Here is a 14,578-nt window from a genome sequence, read left to right on the forward strand (position 1 = left end):
GTTGCGCCGGCCCGGTGCCGGCGCCCGCTTTCCCCTATCGAGGCATGACCCCATGAACACCCATCAGAACAAGATTGCCCTGGTTACCGGTGCCACCCGCGGCATCGGCCTGGAAACCGTGCGCCAGCTGGCGCAGGCCGGCGTGCACACGCTGCTGGCCGGTCGCAAGCGCGAAACGGCGGTGGAACAGGCGTTGCAGCTGCAGGCCGAAGGCCTGCCGGTGGAAGCCATCCAGCTGGACGTGACCGATGCGGCCAGCATTGCCGAAGCCGCCGAACAGGTGCGCCAGCGCCACGGTCGCCTGGACATCCTGGTGAACAACGCCGGCATCATGATCGAGAACCCGGCGCAGGCACCGTCCGAGCAGTCGCTCGATACCTGGCGCCGCACCTTCGACACCAACGTGTATGCGCTCGTGGCGGTCACCCAGGCCTTCCTGCCGCTGGTCAAGCAGGCCAAGTCGGGCCGCATCGTCAACGTGTCCAGCATGCTCGGTTCGCAGACCCTGCATGCCGACCCGAACTCGGGCATCTACGATTTCAAGATTCCCGCCTACAACGCCTCCAAGGCGGCGGTGAACAGCTGGACCCTGGCCCTGGCCTACGAGCTGCGCAACACGCCGATCAAGGTCAACACCGTGCACCCCGGTTACGTGAAGACCGACATGAACGGTGGCAACGGCGAAATCGAAATCAGCGAAGGCGCCCGTTCCAGCGTGGAAATGGCGCTGATCGGCGAAGCCGGCGCCAGCGGCAGCTTCACCTACCTGGGCGAGGTGCTGCCGTGGTGATCCGTACCTTGGCCGCCGCCGTGTCCAGCCTGGTGCTGGCCGGCTGCGTGACCGTCGGCCCCAACTACAAGGCACCGGTGCAGGAACCGGTGGCCCTGCAGAGCGCGCAGCAGACGGTGTTCAGCACGGCCGCGCCGGTGGCCAGCTGGTGGGCGCAGTTCGACGATCCGGTGCTGGAAGAGCTGGTGCACGGCGCCCTGTCGGACAACCTGGACCTGCGCGTGGCCGTGGCCCGCGTCAGCCAGGCCCGCGCGGTGTTCGTGGAAAGCCGCTTCGATCAGGCCCCGCATGTCACCGCCGGTGGCAGCTACGACCGCCGCAAGCAGCCCGATGCACAGCAGGGTGGCGAGCGGGTGTTCAGCGAAAGCTACCAGCTCGGCTTCGATGCCGGCTGGGAACTGGATCTGTTCGGCCGCAAGCGCCGCGCCGCCGAAGCCGCGCGTGCCGATCTGGGCGCCGAGCAGGCCAACCTGGCCGACGCGCAGGTGCTGGTGGCGGCCGAAGTGGCGCGCAACTACTTCGAACTGCGTGGCACCCAGAAGCGCATCGCGGTGGCCCAGCACACGCTGGAAAACCTGCGCGATACGCAGAAGCTGACCGAAGCGCGCTGGGAACTGGGCGCCGGCAGCGAACTGGACGTGCAGAGCAGCCGTGCGCGCCTGAAGGCGATCGAGGCCGACATTCCGCTGCTGGAAGTGGCCGAAGCGCAGTCGCGCAATCGCCTGGCCGTACTGCTGGGCCAGCGCCCGGAAGTGCTGACCGCGATGCTGGCCCCGCATGACGTGCCGGCATTTGCCAAGGCGCTGCCGCTGGGCGATACCCGCGAACTGCTGCGCCAGCGTGCCGATGTGCGCATGGCCGAACGCCGCCTGGCCGCTGCCACCGCGCGGGTAGGCGTGGCTACCGCCGATCTCTTCCCGCGTCTGTCGCTGTCCGGCTTCGTCGGTTTCCTCGGCGGCGATGCCAGCGGCCTGGTCAACGGCAACAACAAGGCGTGGTCGCTCACCCCGTCGATCAGCTGGGCCGCATTCGACTTCGGTACGGTGAAGGCGCGCCTGCGTGCCAGCAAGGCCGAAGCCGAAGGCGTGGCGGCGCAGTACGAACAGGCCGTGCTGCTGGCCCTGGAAGACACCGAAAACGCGCTGACCCGCTATTCCAAGCAGCAGGCGCGTCTGGCCATCGTGGTCGAGCAGGCGCAGGCGGCACGACGTGCCGAATCGCTGGCGCAGATCCGCTTCCGCGAAGGTTCGGAAGACTTCCTGACCCTGCTGGATGCGCAGCGCACCCAGTTGGCCGCCGACGATGCGCTGGCCGCAGCCGAGGCGGAAGTGAATGTCAGTGTGGTCGGTGTCTACAAGGCACTGGGCGGTTGGGGGCAGGCGCCGCAGCCGGCGGTGGCCAGCCGCTGACAGCAGGCGAGGGCATCACGTCGTATCCAGCGTGGCTGGCGGCGTGATGCCCGCGCACTGCACGGTCTGGCGGCAACGCCTGTCGGCGCCATGTCGTTTCTGACTCTGCCGGAATCTGCCTGCGCGGTGTACCTAGTGGGACACCCCCCAGCAAGGACCGGCGATGCGTGACGAGAAGCGATCCACCCAGCGGATGCTGTTTGGCGATCCCGGCCTGCCTGGCGCAGGGCTGTCGGTGGCAGTGGTGGTGCTGATGGTGCTGGCCGCGCTGACCGGCGCCGTGGGTTTCATGCGCCTGCCCGATTCCATGCTCGGCGTCGGCCTGATCTGCGTGGCCCTGCTCCTGGCGGTGGCCGCACGCATCTTCCAGGCGCGCGACCAGCATCAGGCGCTGTTCCGCCTGTTGGATAAGCGCCCCCCGCCCTGAGCAGGGGGCGTATCGGTCAGGGTTTCGGCCAGTCCAGTTCCACCACCAGCGGGAAGTGGTCCGAGGGCAGCACGCCGCCGATGCGGCGGTCGTCGGTGGTGAAGCTGCGGGCGTGGAAGCCGCGCACCAGCACCCAGTCCAGCTGCGTGGTGGCCGTGCCGGTGAAATCATGGAAGGTCTTGCGCGGCCCCTTCGGTGCGGCCACCTGGGTGCGGGTGTCCTGCAGCACGCGGGTGAAGGCCTGGTAGGTGCCGCTGCCCGGTTCGCTGTTGAAGTCGCCGGTCAGCACCACCGGCAGATCCGCCGGCAGGCCGGCCACGCGCTGGGCGATCAGTTCGGCACCCTTCTGCCGGCGCGGCTCATCCTCGTCGCGGTAGGGCAGGTGGGTGTCCATGAAGTAGAAGCGGCGGCCGTCGTCCAGGCGGCGGAACAGCGCCCAGGTGACCATGCGCGGGTACAGGTTGCCCCAGGTGATGCTGCCCGCCACGTCCGGGGTGTCCGACAGCCAGAAGTCGCCGGACTGCTCGATCGCCAGCACCTTGCTGTCGTAGAACACGCCCATGTGCTCGTCGCCGTCGCCGCCGCGGCGGCCCTTGCCGAACCAGCGGTAGCCCGGCAGGTGCTCGGCCAGGTAGCTGGCCTGTTCCGGCACCAGTTCCTGGGTGCCGATCACCGCCGGGTGGGCCTCCAGGATGACCTTGACCATCGCATCGCGGCGGTCCGGCCAGCGCTTGCCCGGCTCGGTATCGGCCGGCGTGCGCACATTGAACGACATGACTTTCAGGGGTGCCGGGGTGGCAGCCCAGGCGGCGGCCGGCAGGGCCAGGGCCAGCAGCGCGCAGAGCGCGGTGCGGCGGACGTGCTGCAACATCGTGGAATCCCTCCATTCCATGAAAACGATTCCAGAGGATCGCACGGATGGCACCCCGCGGATATGCCGGGTGTGGCCGCTGGCGGCCGGCAGGGGCTTCAGTTGCGTGGGGCGTCGTGCGCCTGCATGTCCTCGTGCAGGATGCGCCGCAGCTCGACGATGGCCGGTGTCGCTTCCTGCACGCTGTGGCCGGACACGATCACCTTTTCAGACTGCGCATGCGGCAGGTGCGAGCTCCAGTAGGGCACCAGGCCATCGCTGCTGTCCTGCAGCGGGCCCTGCGCGCTGGAGCGGGCAATGATGGAGTGATAGCGCACCTTCGGCGCCATCGGCAGGTCGGCCACCGCCTTGATGAACGCATCGTCCTTGTCCAGGTTCTGGATGCTGTTCATGCGGTAACCGTGCTTGTCATCGTTGCGTTCGATCTGGCCGTCGTTGGCCAGGCTGGCCACGTCTTCCAGCACGGTCAACGGCAGGCGCACGAACTTGCCGATCCATCGGCCCAGGCGCGTGCCGGCCACATCGGTGCCACGGTGCGGGGTGGCGATGAACACCACCCGCGAGATTTCCGGTTCCGGCTGGAAGTTCAGCAGCGGTGCGCCGCGCGTGCGCAGCAGCTCGCGCTGCACCGGCGACATCTGCGCAGTGTCCAGCAGGGTCTGCACCAGATGGTCGCCGGACGAAGAAACCAACAGCCGCGAGATCACCCCGCCCATGCTGTGCGCGACCACCACCATGTCGTGCGAAGCCACATCTTTGCCGGCCGGATCGAAGTGCGCCAGCACATCGTCCAGCGTGTGCCGGATCGCATCGTGGCTGAGCGCGATCGGCATGTTGGTGGGGTAATAGAACTGCCAGATCTGGAAGTCGCGACGGATCTCTTCGTCGCGCATCAGTTCATTGGCCACGTTCACCCACGCTTCCGGGCTGCTGGCCAGGCCGTGGATCATCAGCAGCACGCGCCGGTCCGGGTCGAACGGCTGCATCATGAACAGATGCGGGCGCTCGATACCGCCCTTGCCACCGAACAGCGAGCGCAGCGACTGCCGGCTGAAATTGGAGCGCGCCAGCCACAGGGCGTAACCGGCGGTGAAGTTGGCCGCCAGCGGCACCTGCTCGCCATGCAGCTGTACTTCGGACACCTGGTAGGGGTCGTGGATTTCCAGCGTGGGCGCGTTGTCGTGCAGCACTTCCCACAGGTTGGTGCCGGCAAAGCGCAGCAGCACCGTCATCGACGGCGAGGGCATCTCGCTCCAGTCGCGCACGGTGGAGGCGGCAGCAGCCTGCGGGCTGCCCGGCGCTGGCGCTGCAGCAGGCTGCTCGGTCGGGTCGGCCATCACCGCCACCAGCTCGGCACCGAAGCCATCGCGGCGGTGCACGCTGCGCAGGGTGCCGGTGAAGGACATCGACGCGGCCGGCACCAGCTCGACCAGTTGCCGGCCGTCCTGGGTAGCACCGTCGGCATCGGGGGCCAGCACGAAGGTCCACGGCCCCACCTGCAGGCGCGAACGGTCGCTGCCGGCGTCGCCGCGCGAATACACCTCGAACAGCATCACCGAGGCTTCCTGCACGGCCAGGTTGTAGTAATCGCGCACCTGGGTCTGGCGGTCTTCGAAGCCGCGCTGGTTGGCGGTGCGCTCGGTGAAGAACAGATACGCGTAGGCCTGGCGGGCCACCTGCATCCACGCATCCAGGCGTGGCTGGAAGCTGGCATCGAGCGGGGCCAGCGGTTGCGTCGGCGCCGCCGCACGTGCCGCGGCCGGGGATTCGCGCTTGGGTGCGGGCAGGCTCATCGCATACTGCAGCCACAGCTCGGCCAGGCTGGAACGCTTGTCCTCCTCGCGCACCACGATGCTGGCTTCCATCGCCTCGATGCAGGCCGGGCCTGGCTTGGCACACGCGGTTTCATCCAGCCCGGCCACGCGCAACGTTTCCCAGGTGGCCGCACTCAGCTTGCCGCTGGTCAGGATGTCGCCGCGCTTCAGCGCGATGTACTGGCCCGGGGTGACCGTGCCCACCTGCACCGACGGGCCGAACTGGCGCAACGTGGCGCAGCCACTCAGCAGCAGCACGGCGGTGGCGGCCAGCGCCATGTGGCGAACGACGGTGAAACCCGGTAATGCCATGCGGTCCTCCTGCGCAGTGGCGCCACTCTAGCCGGAGCGGCGTCAACGCGGAAGAAAGTGGTGGTGTGTGTGACACTGCGGGCCTTGCGCTGACGCCTGGAGATGCCGATGCACCTGCTGGAAACCCGCATTCCGCCGCCGCTGGTCATGCTGCTGTGCGGCCTGGCGGGGTGGGCGCTGGACGGCCTGCTGCCCGGGTGGCCGCTGCCGGTGCCGGCCTGGGCAGCGGTTTCCATCGGCGTGCTGGGCCTGCTGCTGAACCTGCTGCCGAAGTGGACCTTCGGCCGCGTGCGCACTACGGTGAACCCACTGCGGCCGGCGTCGACCACGGTACTGGTGACTGGCGGCATCTATCGCTACAGCCGCAACCCCATGTACCTGGGCCAGGCGCTGGTGCTGCTGGGCGCGATTCTGCTGCTGCACAATGCGCTGGCGCTTCTGGTGGTGCCGCTGTTCGTGGCGTGGATCACCCGCCTGCAGATCGTGCCGGAAGAACGCGCGCTGGCCGCGCGCTTTGGTGCCCGCTACGCGGCATTCCGCAGCCAGGTGCGGCGCTGGCTGTAGGCGCCGTGCCGCGCAGGGTTACGGCGAGATCCGGCAGCTGACCGCGGCCGAATAGCCCTCGTAATCGTCGGCCGCGCCCACGTGCTGGGTGTGGCGGGCATCGACCCTGCGGATATAGGAGGGCGCCTCGGTGTCGGCATCGTCGTTTACCGTGGTGACCGACAGGCTGCGGCCGACCTGCGCGGCGGTGATGCCCTGCAGGTACACGTGGATGCTCTTCTGCCCGCCGGCAATCACGCTGACATCGGCACTGGTCACACTGCCGCCCAGCAGTGCCACCTTGCCGCCCTTGGGCTGGAATACGCCGCCCGGCACCGGGGTCAGCCCGGCCGCGAGCAGCGCCTGTTCGGCCTGGGCCTGGGTGAAATCGGAACCGGGCCGGCAGGCCAGCAGGGTTTCCAGGGCGGCGGTGGGCTTGGTGGCGGGCGCGGCGGTGGCGGTGGCGGTAGCGCCAGTGGCCAGGGCGAGCAGCAGGGTGGGCAGACGGAGATTCATGGCAGATCCTTCTGGGGTGTCCGGGCAGGGGAGTGGCCGTTGGTTCTGCAGTGTGCGGCAGGCATGGGTGGGCTGTCACCGCGGGCAGGAAAACGGCAACAAAAAAGCCGGAACCCCTTGGTGGGAGATCCGGCTTCTTGCGGCCTCGACAGGCCATACAGATGGTGGAGGTGGGCGGAATTGAACCGCCGTCCGAAGGCACTCCATCCCCAGCACTACATGCTTAGCTCACCGTTGGATCTCGCCCCCGAGCAGCACGGTGTGCAAAGCGCACCCGGGGACCAGCCTGTTGTGTTCTAGTGCCGGACTGACAGGCAGCCGCCCAGCGCGATTCCATGATAGTGACTCTACACCGCGAGCATGGACACAAGCGGTTTCGAGGCTTAGGCCTTAAGCGGCCAGAGCGTAGTTGTCGTCGTTGGCAACTAGAGTTTTGCAGCTGGATTTACGAGGAAAGCTACCCCCTCGGCATGCGCCAGGCGACTTCACAACCCCCGTCGAAACCAATGCACCCCCGGTTTCTACAGTGCTGCAAGGTACAAGGCCGGTTCCGTGTTGCAACGGCACAAGCCTGCCCAACGCCTGTAATGCTACGGCAAAAATGCTGAACCGTCACCTTCGCCGGTTTTTCAATCCGCAACAGGTTGTAGAGCCTTTGTCATAGCGGATTGCTAACTTCCCTGGCACGAAATTGCGACACACTGGCAGCGACCATCCGAGCCAGGATCGACACGGAGACAGTGGGTGACCGAAGCCAAGCAACAGCGCAGCCTGCGACAACTGGTCGGGCCGGTGGGCGCGGACTACCAGCGCCGGGCGGTGCCGCCGACGTGGGTGTGGGCGGTCATGGGGATGCTGCTGGCGGCCACCTGGTTGAGTGAGTTGCCGGCCACGGCCGCGGCGGCGCTGGTGGCCAGTGCGGTGGTGGTGCATTGGCCGCAGCGCGGGCGCATGCACTGGCTGGGCTGGCGGTTGCCGGCGCTGGCGGTGCTGGCGGCCCTGCTGTGGGGGCCGGACGTGCTGGCGCAATGGTTCGAACATGGGCTGGCGCTGACCCTGATGTCGCTGGCCAGCCTGAGCATGGGCGTGCATGTGTGGCAGTCGCGGCAGACCGCGCGGCAGCTGCAGGGCGCGGCCGATGCGCTGGATGATGCGCAGTTGCTGTCGCTGCTGCCGGCCGACGCGGCGCGCCTGGCCCAGCAGTGGCGCGCCGGCGATGACCGCCATGCGCAGGAACTGGCGGTGGTGATGCACCTGGCGGTGATGCATGCAGCGCTGGCGCCGCGCCTGGGCGGGCGGGGCATGCTGGCCGGTTGACCGGGGCGGGGGGTAGAGTCGAGCTTGCTCGACTGATCCAAGCCCTGCGTAGAGTCGAGCTTGCTCGACTGATCAGTCCGCCACAGTCGAGCAAGCTCGACTCTACGAAGCGAAGCAACAGCAGTCGAGCAAGCTCGACTCTACCGAGCAGGGCAGCCGAGCACGGCTCGGCGCTACCGATGCGAGGCGGTGCTTCAGGCGTCGCGGTTGCCGCGGCGCATGACGCGTTGCTTTTCGATGGCCCAGTCGCGGTCCTTGGCGGCATCGCGCTTGTCGTGGGTCTGCTTGCCTTTGGCCAGCGCCACTTCCAGCTTGATCTTGTTCTTGCTCCAGTACATGGCGGTGGGCACGATCGTGTAGCCATCGCGCTCGACCTTGCCGACCAGCTTGTCGATCTCGCTCCGGTGCAGTAGCAGCTTGCGCTCGCGGCGGTCGTTGGCCACCACGTGGGTCGAGGCCTGGATCAACGGGGTGATCTGCGCGCCGATCAGGAAGATCTCGCCCTGCTTCACGTAGGCGTAGGCGTCGATGATGTTGCCGCGCCCGGCGCGGATCGACTTCACCTCCCAGCCCTGCAGGGCCAGGCCCGCCTCGAAGCGCTCTTCGATGTGGTACTCGTGGCGGGCACGCTTGTTCAACGCGATGGTCTTGTTGGCCGTCGCGTTCTTTGCTTTATCCTTGCCGCTGTTCTTGCTCATTTCCGTATTGTCTCCGATTCGGGCCCGCCCGGTCGATTGCCGAGACGTTCCTTCTTTATGCCTACTATCCGCCGCAGCGCCCTGGTCGAACATTCCTCCGCCCGCATGTTCGATCTCGTCAACGACGTGCAGGCCTATCCGCGCCGCTTCCGCTGGTGTTCCGATGCCCGCATCCTGGAACAGGGCGAGGACCGGCTGGTGGCCCGCCTGGACCTGGGCCTGGGCTCGTTCAGCACCTGGTTCCAGACCGAAAACACCCTGCAGCGCCCGCACAGCATTGATATGCAGCTGCGCGACGGCCCGTTCAAGCAGCTGCACGGCCGCTGGGAGTTCCATGCCCTGGCCGAGGATGCCTGCAAGGTGACCCTGACCCTGGAATTCGAACCCAGCTCACGCCTGCTGGGGCCGGCGCTGGCCATCGGCTTCCAGGGGCTGGCCGATCGCATGGTCAACGATTTCGTGCGCGTGGCCGACGAGGGCTGAGCGATGATCGAGGTCGAGGTGGTGCTGGCCTGGCCGCAGCGCGTGCTGGCGCGCCGGCTGCAGCTGGAAGAGGGTGCCACCGTGGCCGATGCGGTCGCTGCCGCTGCGCTGGAAGGCAGTGCCGACTGCCCGGCGCTGGCCGTGCATGGCGTTCTGGCCCGCCCGCAGCAGGTGCTGCACGACGGCGACCGGGTGGAACTGCTGCGCCCGCTGCTGGCCGACCCCAAGGACAACCGGCGCAAGCGCGCACGCGGCGACTGAACCGCGCCACCGCGAGGCGGCGCGGCCAAGCGGGGCTCAGCGGCCCTTCTTCTTGTCCTTAGGCAGGTTGCGGCCGAACTGGCGCACGGTCTGCTGGGCCAGGGCCTTGTCGTTGGCCGGGAAGTAATCGCCTTCCCAACGGGTGACCACGTCGTTTTCGAAGTAGACGGTGAAGTTCTTCACTTCGGTACGACCGAGGCGGTTCACGCGCTCGCTGGAGGTGTAGTCCCAGCGCTGGGCGTGGAAGGGATCGGGCACCGAGGGCGTGCCCAGCAGCGCATTCACCTGCTGCTTGCTCTGGCCGACCTGCAGCTTGGCAACGGCGTCCTCGCGGATCAGGTTGCCCTGGTAGATCGGTTGCTTGTAGATGATGCCGCACCCGGTGGTGGACAGAGCGATGGTGGCGACCAGCAGGAGATTGCGCATCGGAAAGGGCGTTTGGGGAAATCGAACCGATGATACACTCCCGGCGTGCCACCGCGACCCAATCCGAGGCAGCTGGCGCTAAATCGCCAATGAACGGAGACCTATGGAAACCCACGACCTGCGCAAAGTCGGCCTGAAGGTGACCCATCCGCGGATGCGGATCCTGGCGCTGCTCGAGCAGCGCAATGCCCAGCACCACATGACCGCCGAAGACATCTACCGCCAGCTGCTGGAGCACGGCGACGAGATCGGCCTGGCCACGGTGTACCGGGTGCTGACCCAGTTCGAGGCCGCCGGCCTGGTGCTGAAGCACAACTTCGAAGGCGGCCAGGCCGTCTACGAGCTGGACCGCGGCGGCCACCACGACCACATGGTCGATGTGGACAGCGGCAAGATCATCGAGTTCGAAAGCCACGAAATCGAAGAGCTGCAGCGCAAGATCGCGGCCGAGCATGGCTACGAGCTGGAAGAGCATTCGCTGGTGCTGTACGTGCGCAAGAAGCGCAAGTAACGGTTTCCCGCCCGCTGTGATGTGCGAAGACCCCGGGCCTGGCCCGGGGTTTTTCGTTGCCGGGGTCAGATCCCTTTCCGCCCGGAAAGGGCTCTGACCCCCGTCCCCCCATGCGTGGAGGGTCCTTTCAGAACGCCCAGATCCACCGCCTCGGCCATGGCCCGGTTGCCGGCGTCACTGGGGTGCAGGTGGTCGCCCGAATCGTAGGCTGCGGCCATCCGTGACGGTTGCGCCGGGTCGCGCAGGGCGGCATCCAGGTCGATCACTGCATCGAACGGGCTGTCGGTGCGAAGCCAGGCGTTCAGCTGCTGGCGCAGGGCGTCCTTGCCCGGCTGGTAATAGTCCTGCAGCGGGGTGCCCGTCAGCGCGCCGGCAAACGGTGGCAGGGTGGCGCCGACGATGCGCACCCCGCGCGCACGCGCCCGTTGCGCCAAGGCACGGTAGCCGGCCTGCAGGTCGGCCAGCGTGGCGCGGGTTTGGCCGGGGGCGAAGGCGGTGCCCGGACAACTGATGTCGTTGATGCCGATCAGCACAATGACGCTGGTGGTGCCGGGCAGGTCCAGCACATCGCGCTGGAAGCGGACGAGGGCGGACAGACCCATGCCATCACGCAGCAGGCGCCCCCCGGAGATTCCCGCATTGACCACGGCCACCCCGTGCGGCGCCAGGCGCGCGGCCAGATGGTCGGTCCAGCGCTGGTTGGCGTCCAGACTGGCGGTGGCCCCGTCGGTGATCGAATCGCCGATCACCACCACGCTGCGTGCCGCGGACGGGGCCGCGACCTCGATGCCGCTCACGAACAGGCGCGCCGTGGTAGTGCTGGCGCCGTGCAGGGCGTTTGCCAGACTCTGGTTGCCGGGGGCGATCCAGCTGGTCTGTCGGCCGTCCCAGTGGAAGGTCTGCAGCGGCGTCGGCCCAGCCACGTACACGCTCACCTGCAGTGCCTGCTGATCGGCGGTGGCCAGTGGCAGCGGGTCGCTCAACCGGTCCTCGCCGGGGCCGATCACGACGTCAGGTTGCCCATCGAAGGCCAGCGGCAACGGCGTCGCACCGGGCTGGCTGGCCACGCTGGCCCGGTCGATCCGCAGCGGCTGGCGGCCGTGGGCATTGCTCAGGCGTACCCGCAGTGCGCTGCCGCCCAGGCTCAGGCGCAGTGTCTGGCGGAAGGTCTGGTCGTGCAGGCTGGCCGGAATGAGGGTGGGGAACAGGAAGTCCTCGCCCCAGACCGGCTGCGGGCTGGCCTGCCAGCTGGCCACCCAATGGGGTTTGGCCGGGGCCGCGTGGGCGGAAAGCGACAGCAGGGCGGTGGCCGCAAGCAGGTAGCGGCGCATGGCAGGCGTCCTCAAAAGGGACAGCCAGCGTGGCCGCTGCGCCATCTGTGAACTAGACTGCGCACGGACAATCATCTGTGAACAGGATTCATCATGGCGCGCCCCGACATCAACCGATCCGGCGAACTGGAAGTGTTCGTGCGGGTGATCGAGACCGGGGGCTTTTCCGCCGCCGCGCGCAGCCTGGACATGACGCCTTCGGCGGTCAGCAAGCTGGTGGCGCGGCTGGAACAACGGCTGGGCACGCGCCTGCTGCAGCGCTCCACCCGGCAACTGCAGTTGACCCCGGAAGGCTGCAGCTTCTACGAGCGTGGCCTGCGCGTGCTGGCCGACCTGGAAGAGGCCGAACGCTGCGCCAGTGCACACGCCGAACCGCGTGGGCGGTTGCGGCTGAATTCCAACGTGCCCTTCGGGCGCCATTTCCTGCTGCCGCTGCTGCCGGCGTTCCTGCAGGCGCACCCGCAGGTGGGGGTGGACCTGAGCCTGAATGACGAGGTGATCGATCTGCTGGAACAGCGCACCGATGTGGCCGTGCGCGCCGGCCCGCTGAAGAGCTCCAGCCTGGTGGCGCGGCAGCTGGGCGCGACGCGGATGATGATCGTGGCGGCGCCGTCCTATGCGGCCCGCCACGGCCTGCCTGCCGACGCCGATGCGTTGCTGTCACACAACCGGCTGGACATCGGCCATGCGCGGACGCTGCAGGGCTGGCCGCTGCTGCACGACGGCCAGCAGGTGCGGGTGCCGACCCAGGGCAACCTGCGCGCCAGCAATGGCGACGCGCTGCGCCAGCTGGTGCTGGGCGGTCTGGGCATGGCGCGGCTGGCGGCCTTCCAGGTACGCGACGACCTGGCTGCCGGGCGTCTGCTGCCGGTGCTGGAAGAGGCCAACCCCGGCGATCTGGAAGAAGTGCACGCCGTGTTCGTGGGGCAGGGCGGCTACCTGCCGCTGCGGGTGCGCGCGCTGCTGGATTTCCTGGTGGAACACGTGGATCTGGCCAAACCCTTGGCGTGACCCCGGCCTGGTAGAGTCGAGCCATGCTCGACTGCTCTTGGGCTGACGCCAGTAGCAGTCGAGCATGGCTCGACTCTACAGACCTGACGCCCGGTAGATCCACGCCATGCGTGGATGCGCGTGCTCAGCCAAGCAAGCTCGACGCGACCAACAGCTTGCGCGCGGCCGCGCGTGCTTCCTTGCTCACTTCCACCCCGCCCAGCATGCGCGCCAGTTCTTCCTCGCGGGCCTTGGTGTCGAGCTTCTCCACCGCGCTCTGGGTCATCCCTTCCACCGGCGCCTTGCTGACCCGGTAATGGGCATGCCCCTTGGAGGCGACCTGCGGCAGGTGGGTGACGCACAGCACCTGGCGCTTCTCGCCCAGTGCGCGCAGCTTCTGGCCGACGATGTCGGCCACCGCGCCGCCAATGCCCGAATCCACTTCGTCGAACACCATGGTCGGCACCGCGTCCAGATCCAGCGCGGCCACTTCGATCGCCAGCGAGATGCGCGACAGTTCACCACCGGAGGCCACCTTGCGCAGGGCGCGCGGCGGCTGGCCGGCGTTGGCGGCAACCAGAAATTCGACGCGCTCGGCGCCCTGCGGGTCGGGCTTGCCGGCGTCCTGCGGTTCCAGTTCGATCAGGAACTGGCCGCCGCCCATGCCCAGCTCGGCAATGATGCCGGTGGTGGTGGCAGACAGCTCGGCGGCCGCCTTGCGCCGGCTGGCGGTCAGTACCTCGGCCTGCACCCGCCAGGCGGCCACGGCCTTGTCGATCTCGCCAGCCAGGCGCTGCAGGCGCTCGTCGGCGCCGCGCAGCTGTTCCACTTCGGCATGCATGCGCTCGCGCTGCGCGCCCAGCTCGTCCATCGGCACCCGGTGCTTGCGCGCCAGGTCGTGCAGGCGGCCCAGGCGGCGCTCGTTCTCTTCGAACTGTTCCGGGTCGGCGTCCAGGTCGTCGTGCACCCGGTCCAGCAACGACAGGGCTTCGTGCAACTGGATGGAGGCGTTCTCGATCAGGCCGTCCACCTCGCCCAGACGCGCATCGTGTTCGATCAGGCGCGACAGGTCGTGGCGGACCTGCTGCAGCAGGTCCAGCGCGGAACTGCCGTCGTCGCCGTTGAGCTGGTTGCTGGCGGCCTGGCAGGCGGTCAGCAAGGCGCTGGCATGGGCCTGGCGGCGGTGGCTGGCGCCGAGGGCGGCAATCGATTCCGGTTCCAGGTCCTCGCGGTCCAGCTCGCGCAGCTGGTGTTCCAAGAAGCCGATGCGGTCGCTCACGTCGCCCTGTTGCGACAGCGCCAGCGATTCGTCCACCAAGGCCTGCCAGGCAGCAGCGGTACGGCGCACCTGGCGGCGGGCCTCTTCGTTGTTGGCGAAGGCGTCCAGCAGGGCCAGCTGCGACGGCCGCGCCAGCAGCGCCTGCTGTTCGTGCTGGCCATGGATTTCCACCAGGTGCGCGGCCAGATCGCCCAGCTGCGCCAGGGTGACCGGGCGGCCGTTGATCCAGGCCCGCGAGCCGCCATCGGCGCGGATGACCCGGCGCAGCTGGCATTGCTCGTCGTCGTCCAGCTCGTTGTCGGCCAGCCATTGGCGGGCGGCCTGCAGCTGGTCCAGGGCGAATTCGGCCGACAGCTCGGCGCGGGCGGCGCCGTGGCGGACCACGCCGCTGTCGGCGCGCAGGCCGGACAGGAAGCCCAGTGCGTCGACCATCAGCGACTTGCCGGCGCCGGTCTCGCCTGAAACGACGGTCATGCCGGGCCCGAATTCCAGTTCGGTGGCGCGGACGACGGCGAAATCCTTGATCGAAAGATGTCTGAGCATGGGTAATGGGGTGTCTGCAGCCGCGCAACGCTAGCATGTGCGGCCGGGTGGTCCAAT

The 14,578-nt window shown here is 68.1% G+C and carries 16 protein-coding genes and 1 other RNA gene; 9 read left to right on the forward strand and 8 right to left on the reverse strand.

From position 1 onward, the window contains the following. Positions 1-52: 52 nt before the first annotated feature. The 3 genes from C1932_RS08000 to C1932_RS08010 all read left to right on the forward strand — a co-directional run bounded on the left by C1932_RS08000 (position 53) and on the right by C1932_RS08010 (position 2,626). Positions 53-790: an SDR family oxidoreductase gene (locus tag C1932_RS08000; RefSeq protein WP_108752811.1), complete on the forward strand. Its 738-nt coding sequence runs from the start codon at positions 53-55 to the stop codon at positions 788-790. After that, positions 784-2,199, forward strand: coding sequence for an efflux transporter outer membrane subunit (locus tag C1932_RS08005; protein WP_108752812.1), 1,416 nt, complete (start codon positions 784-786; stop codon positions 2,197-2,199). Before C1932_RS08000 ends, C1932_RS08005 begins: the two co-directional genes overlap by 7 nt. A 163-nt stretch (positions 2,200-2,362) precedes the next feature. Further along, positions 2,363-2,626, forward strand: a complete 264-nt coding sequence (locus C1932_RS08010) for a hypothetical protein (protein ID WP_108761775.1) — start codon at positions 2,363-2,365, stop codon at positions 2,624-2,626. Positions 2,627-2,642: 16 nt separating this feature from the next. Here the strand turns inward: C1932_RS08010 and C1932_RS08015 are convergent, their stop codons facing one another. Together C1932_RS08015 and C1932_RS08020 are read right to left on the reverse strand one after the other, a co-directional pair. Beyond that, positions 2,643-3,497 (reverse strand): endonuclease/exonuclease/phosphatase family protein, encoded by an 855-nt coding sequence (locus tag C1932_RS08015; protein ID WP_108761776.1) that lies wholly within the window; start codon positions 3,495-3,497, stop codon positions 2,643-2,645. 98 nt (positions 3,498-3,595) lie between these two features. Then, on the reverse strand, positions 3,596-5,623 hold the full coding sequence (locus tag C1932_RS08020) for an alpha/beta fold hydrolase (protein WP_108761777.1): 2,028 nt from the start codon (positions 5,621-5,623) through the stop codon (positions 3,596-3,598). Between the two features lie 108 nt (positions 5,624-5,731). Here C1932_RS08020 and C1932_RS08025 point away from each other — a divergent pair, with 108 nt between their 5' ends. Then, the gene (locus tag C1932_RS08025; protein ID WP_108763385.1) at positions 5,732-6,187 is read left to right on the forward strand and encodes a methyltransferase; all 456 of its coding nucleotides are present in this window, start codon (positions 5,732-5,734) and stop codon (positions 6,185-6,187) included. 18 nt (positions 6,188-6,205) lie between these two features. Here the strand turns inward: C1932_RS08025 and C1932_RS08030 are convergent, their stop codons facing one another. Beyond that, on the reverse strand, positions 6,206-6,682 hold the full coding sequence (locus tag C1932_RS08030) for a hypothetical protein (RefSeq protein ID WP_108761778.1): 477 nt from the start codon (positions 6,680-6,682) through the stop codon (positions 6,206-6,208). A 162-nt stretch (positions 6,683-6,844) separates the two neighbouring features. After that, positions 6,845-7,198, reverse strand: a transfer-messenger RNA (tmRNA) gene (ssrA, locus tag C1932_RS08035). Between the two features lie 228 nt (positions 7,199-7,426). Between ssrA and C1932_RS08040 the strand changes: the two genes are divergently transcribed. After that, a complete protein-coding gene (locus C1932_RS08040; protein WP_108761779.1) occupies positions 7,427-7,999 on the forward strand; it encodes a hypothetical protein in 573 nt (190 codons plus the stop codon). A 194-nt stretch (positions 8,000-8,193) separates the two neighbouring features. Here the strand turns inward: C1932_RS08040 and smpB are convergent, their stop codons facing one another. Beyond that, a complete protein-coding gene (smpB, locus tag C1932_RS08045) occupies positions 8,194-8,697 on the reverse strand; it encodes an SsrA-binding protein SmpB (RefSeq protein WP_065722998.1) in 504 nt (167 codons plus the stop codon). Between the two features lie 57 nt (positions 8,698-8,754). Here smpB and C1932_RS08050 point away from each other — a divergent pair, with 57 nt between their 5' ends. Together C1932_RS08050 and C1932_RS08055 are read left to right on the forward strand one after the other, a co-directional pair. Then, a complete protein-coding gene (locus C1932_RS08050; protein WP_108749327.1) occupies positions 8,755-9,180 on the forward strand; it encodes a type II toxin-antitoxin system RatA family toxin in 426 nt (141 codons plus the stop codon). A 3-nt stretch (positions 9,181-9,183) separates the two neighbouring features. Further along, positions 9,184-9,441 carry an RnfH family protein gene (locus C1932_RS08055; protein WP_108752817.1) on the forward strand — a complete coding sequence of 86 codons (258 nt, stop codon included), beginning with the start codon at positions 9,184-9,186 and terminating at the stop codon, positions 9,439-9,441. Between the two features lie 36 nt (positions 9,442-9,477). Here C1932_RS08055 and bamE read toward each other — a convergent pair whose 3' ends face one another. After that, the gene (bamE, locus tag C1932_RS08060; RefSeq protein WP_108749329.1) at positions 9,478-9,867 is read right to left on the reverse strand and encodes an outer membrane protein assembly factor BamE; all 390 of its coding nucleotides are present in this window, start codon (positions 9,865-9,867) and stop codon (positions 9,478-9,480) included. Between the two features lie 103 nt (positions 9,868-9,970). Here bamE and fur point away from each other — a divergent pair, with 103 nt between their 5' ends. Continuing rightward, on the forward strand, positions 9,971-10,378 hold the full coding sequence (gene fur / locus C1932_RS08065; RefSeq protein ID WP_108749330.1) for a ferric iron uptake transcriptional regulator: 408 nt from the start codon (positions 9,971-9,973) through the stop codon (positions 10,376-10,378). A gap of 65 nt (positions 10,379-10,443) precedes the next feature. Here the strand turns inward: fur and C1932_RS08070 are convergent, their stop codons facing one another. Then, on the reverse strand, positions 10,444-11,709 hold the full coding sequence (locus C1932_RS08070) for an SGNH/GDSL hydrolase family protein (RefSeq protein WP_108761780.1): 1,266 nt from the start codon (positions 11,707-11,709) through the stop codon (positions 10,444-10,446). Positions 11,710-11,802: 93 nt separating this feature from the next. Between C1932_RS08070 and C1932_RS08075 the strand changes: the two genes are divergently transcribed. Beyond that, positions 11,803-12,720, forward strand: coding sequence for a LysR family transcriptional regulator (locus C1932_RS08075; protein ID WP_108755951.1), 918 nt, complete (start codon positions 11,803-11,805; stop codon positions 12,718-12,720). Positions 12,721-12,844: 124 nt separating this feature from the next. Here the strand turns inward: C1932_RS08075 and recN are convergent, their stop codons facing one another. Next, complete coding sequence (gene recN, locus C1932_RS08080; protein WP_108761781.1) at positions 12,845-14,521, reverse strand: DNA repair protein RecN; 1,677 nt, start codon at positions 14,519-14,521, stop codon at positions 12,845-12,847. Positions 14,522-14,578 lie beyond the last annotated feature (57 nt).

This window comes from Stenotrophomonas sp. YAU14D1_LEIMI4_1 (assembly GCF_003086815.1).
Taxonomy (GTDB): Bacteria; Pseudomonadota; Gammaproteobacteria; order Xanthomonadales; family Xanthomonadaceae; genus Stenotrophomonas.

Coding starts and splice junctions, on each gene's coding strand:
- C1932_RS08050 (WP_108749327.1), top strand. CDS start 8,755: ATGCCTACTATCCGCCGCAGCGCCCTGGTCGAACATTCCTCCGCCCGC.
- C1932_RS08055 (WP_108752817.1), top strand. CDS start 9,184: ATGATCGAGGTCGAGGTGGTGCTGGCCTGGCCGCAGCGCGTGCTGGCG.
- C1932_RS08030 (WP_108761778.1), bottom strand. CDS start 6,682: ATGAATCTCCGTCTGCCCACCCTGCTGCTCGCCCTGGCCACTGGCGCT.
- C1932_RS08015 (WP_108761776.1), bottom strand. CDS start 3,497: ATGTTGCAGCACGTCCGCCGCACCGCGCTCTGCGCGCTGCTGGCCCTG.
- bamE (WP_108749329.1), bottom strand. CDS start 9,867: ATGCGCAATCTCCTGCTGGTCGCCACCATCGCTCTGTCCACCACCGGG.
- C1932_RS08025 (WP_108763385.1), top strand. CDS start 5,732: ATGCACCTGCTGGAAACCCGCATTCCGCCGCCGCTGGTCATGCTGCTG.
- C1932_RS08010 (WP_108761775.1), top strand. CDS start 2,363: ATGCGTGACGAGAAGCGATCCACCCAGCGGATGCTGTTTGGCGATCCC.
- C1932_RS08070 (WP_108761780.1), bottom strand. CDS start 11,709: ATGCGCCGCTACCTGCTTGCGGCCACCGCCCTGCTGTCGCTTTCCGCC.
- smpB (WP_065722998.1), bottom strand. CDS start 8,697: ATGAGCAAGAACAGCGGCAAGGATAAAGCAAAGAACGCGACGGCCAAC.
- C1932_RS08000 (WP_108752811.1), top strand. CDS start 53: ATGAACACCCATCAGAACAAGATTGCCCTGGTTACCGGTGCCACCCGC.
- fur (WP_108749330.1), top strand. CDS start 9,971: ATGGAAACCCACGACCTGCGCAAAGTCGGCCTGAAGGTGACCCATCCG.
- recN (WP_108761781.1), bottom strand. CDS start 14,521: ATGCTCAGACATCTTTCGATCAAGGATTTCGCCGTCGTCCGCGCCACC.
- C1932_RS08075 (WP_108755951.1), top strand. CDS start 11,803: ATGGCGCGCCCCGACATCAACCGATCCGGCGAACTGGAAGTGTTCGTG.
- C1932_RS08020 (WP_108761777.1), bottom strand. CDS start 5,623: ATGGCATTACCGGGTTTCACCGTCGTTCGCCACATGGCGCTGGCCGCC.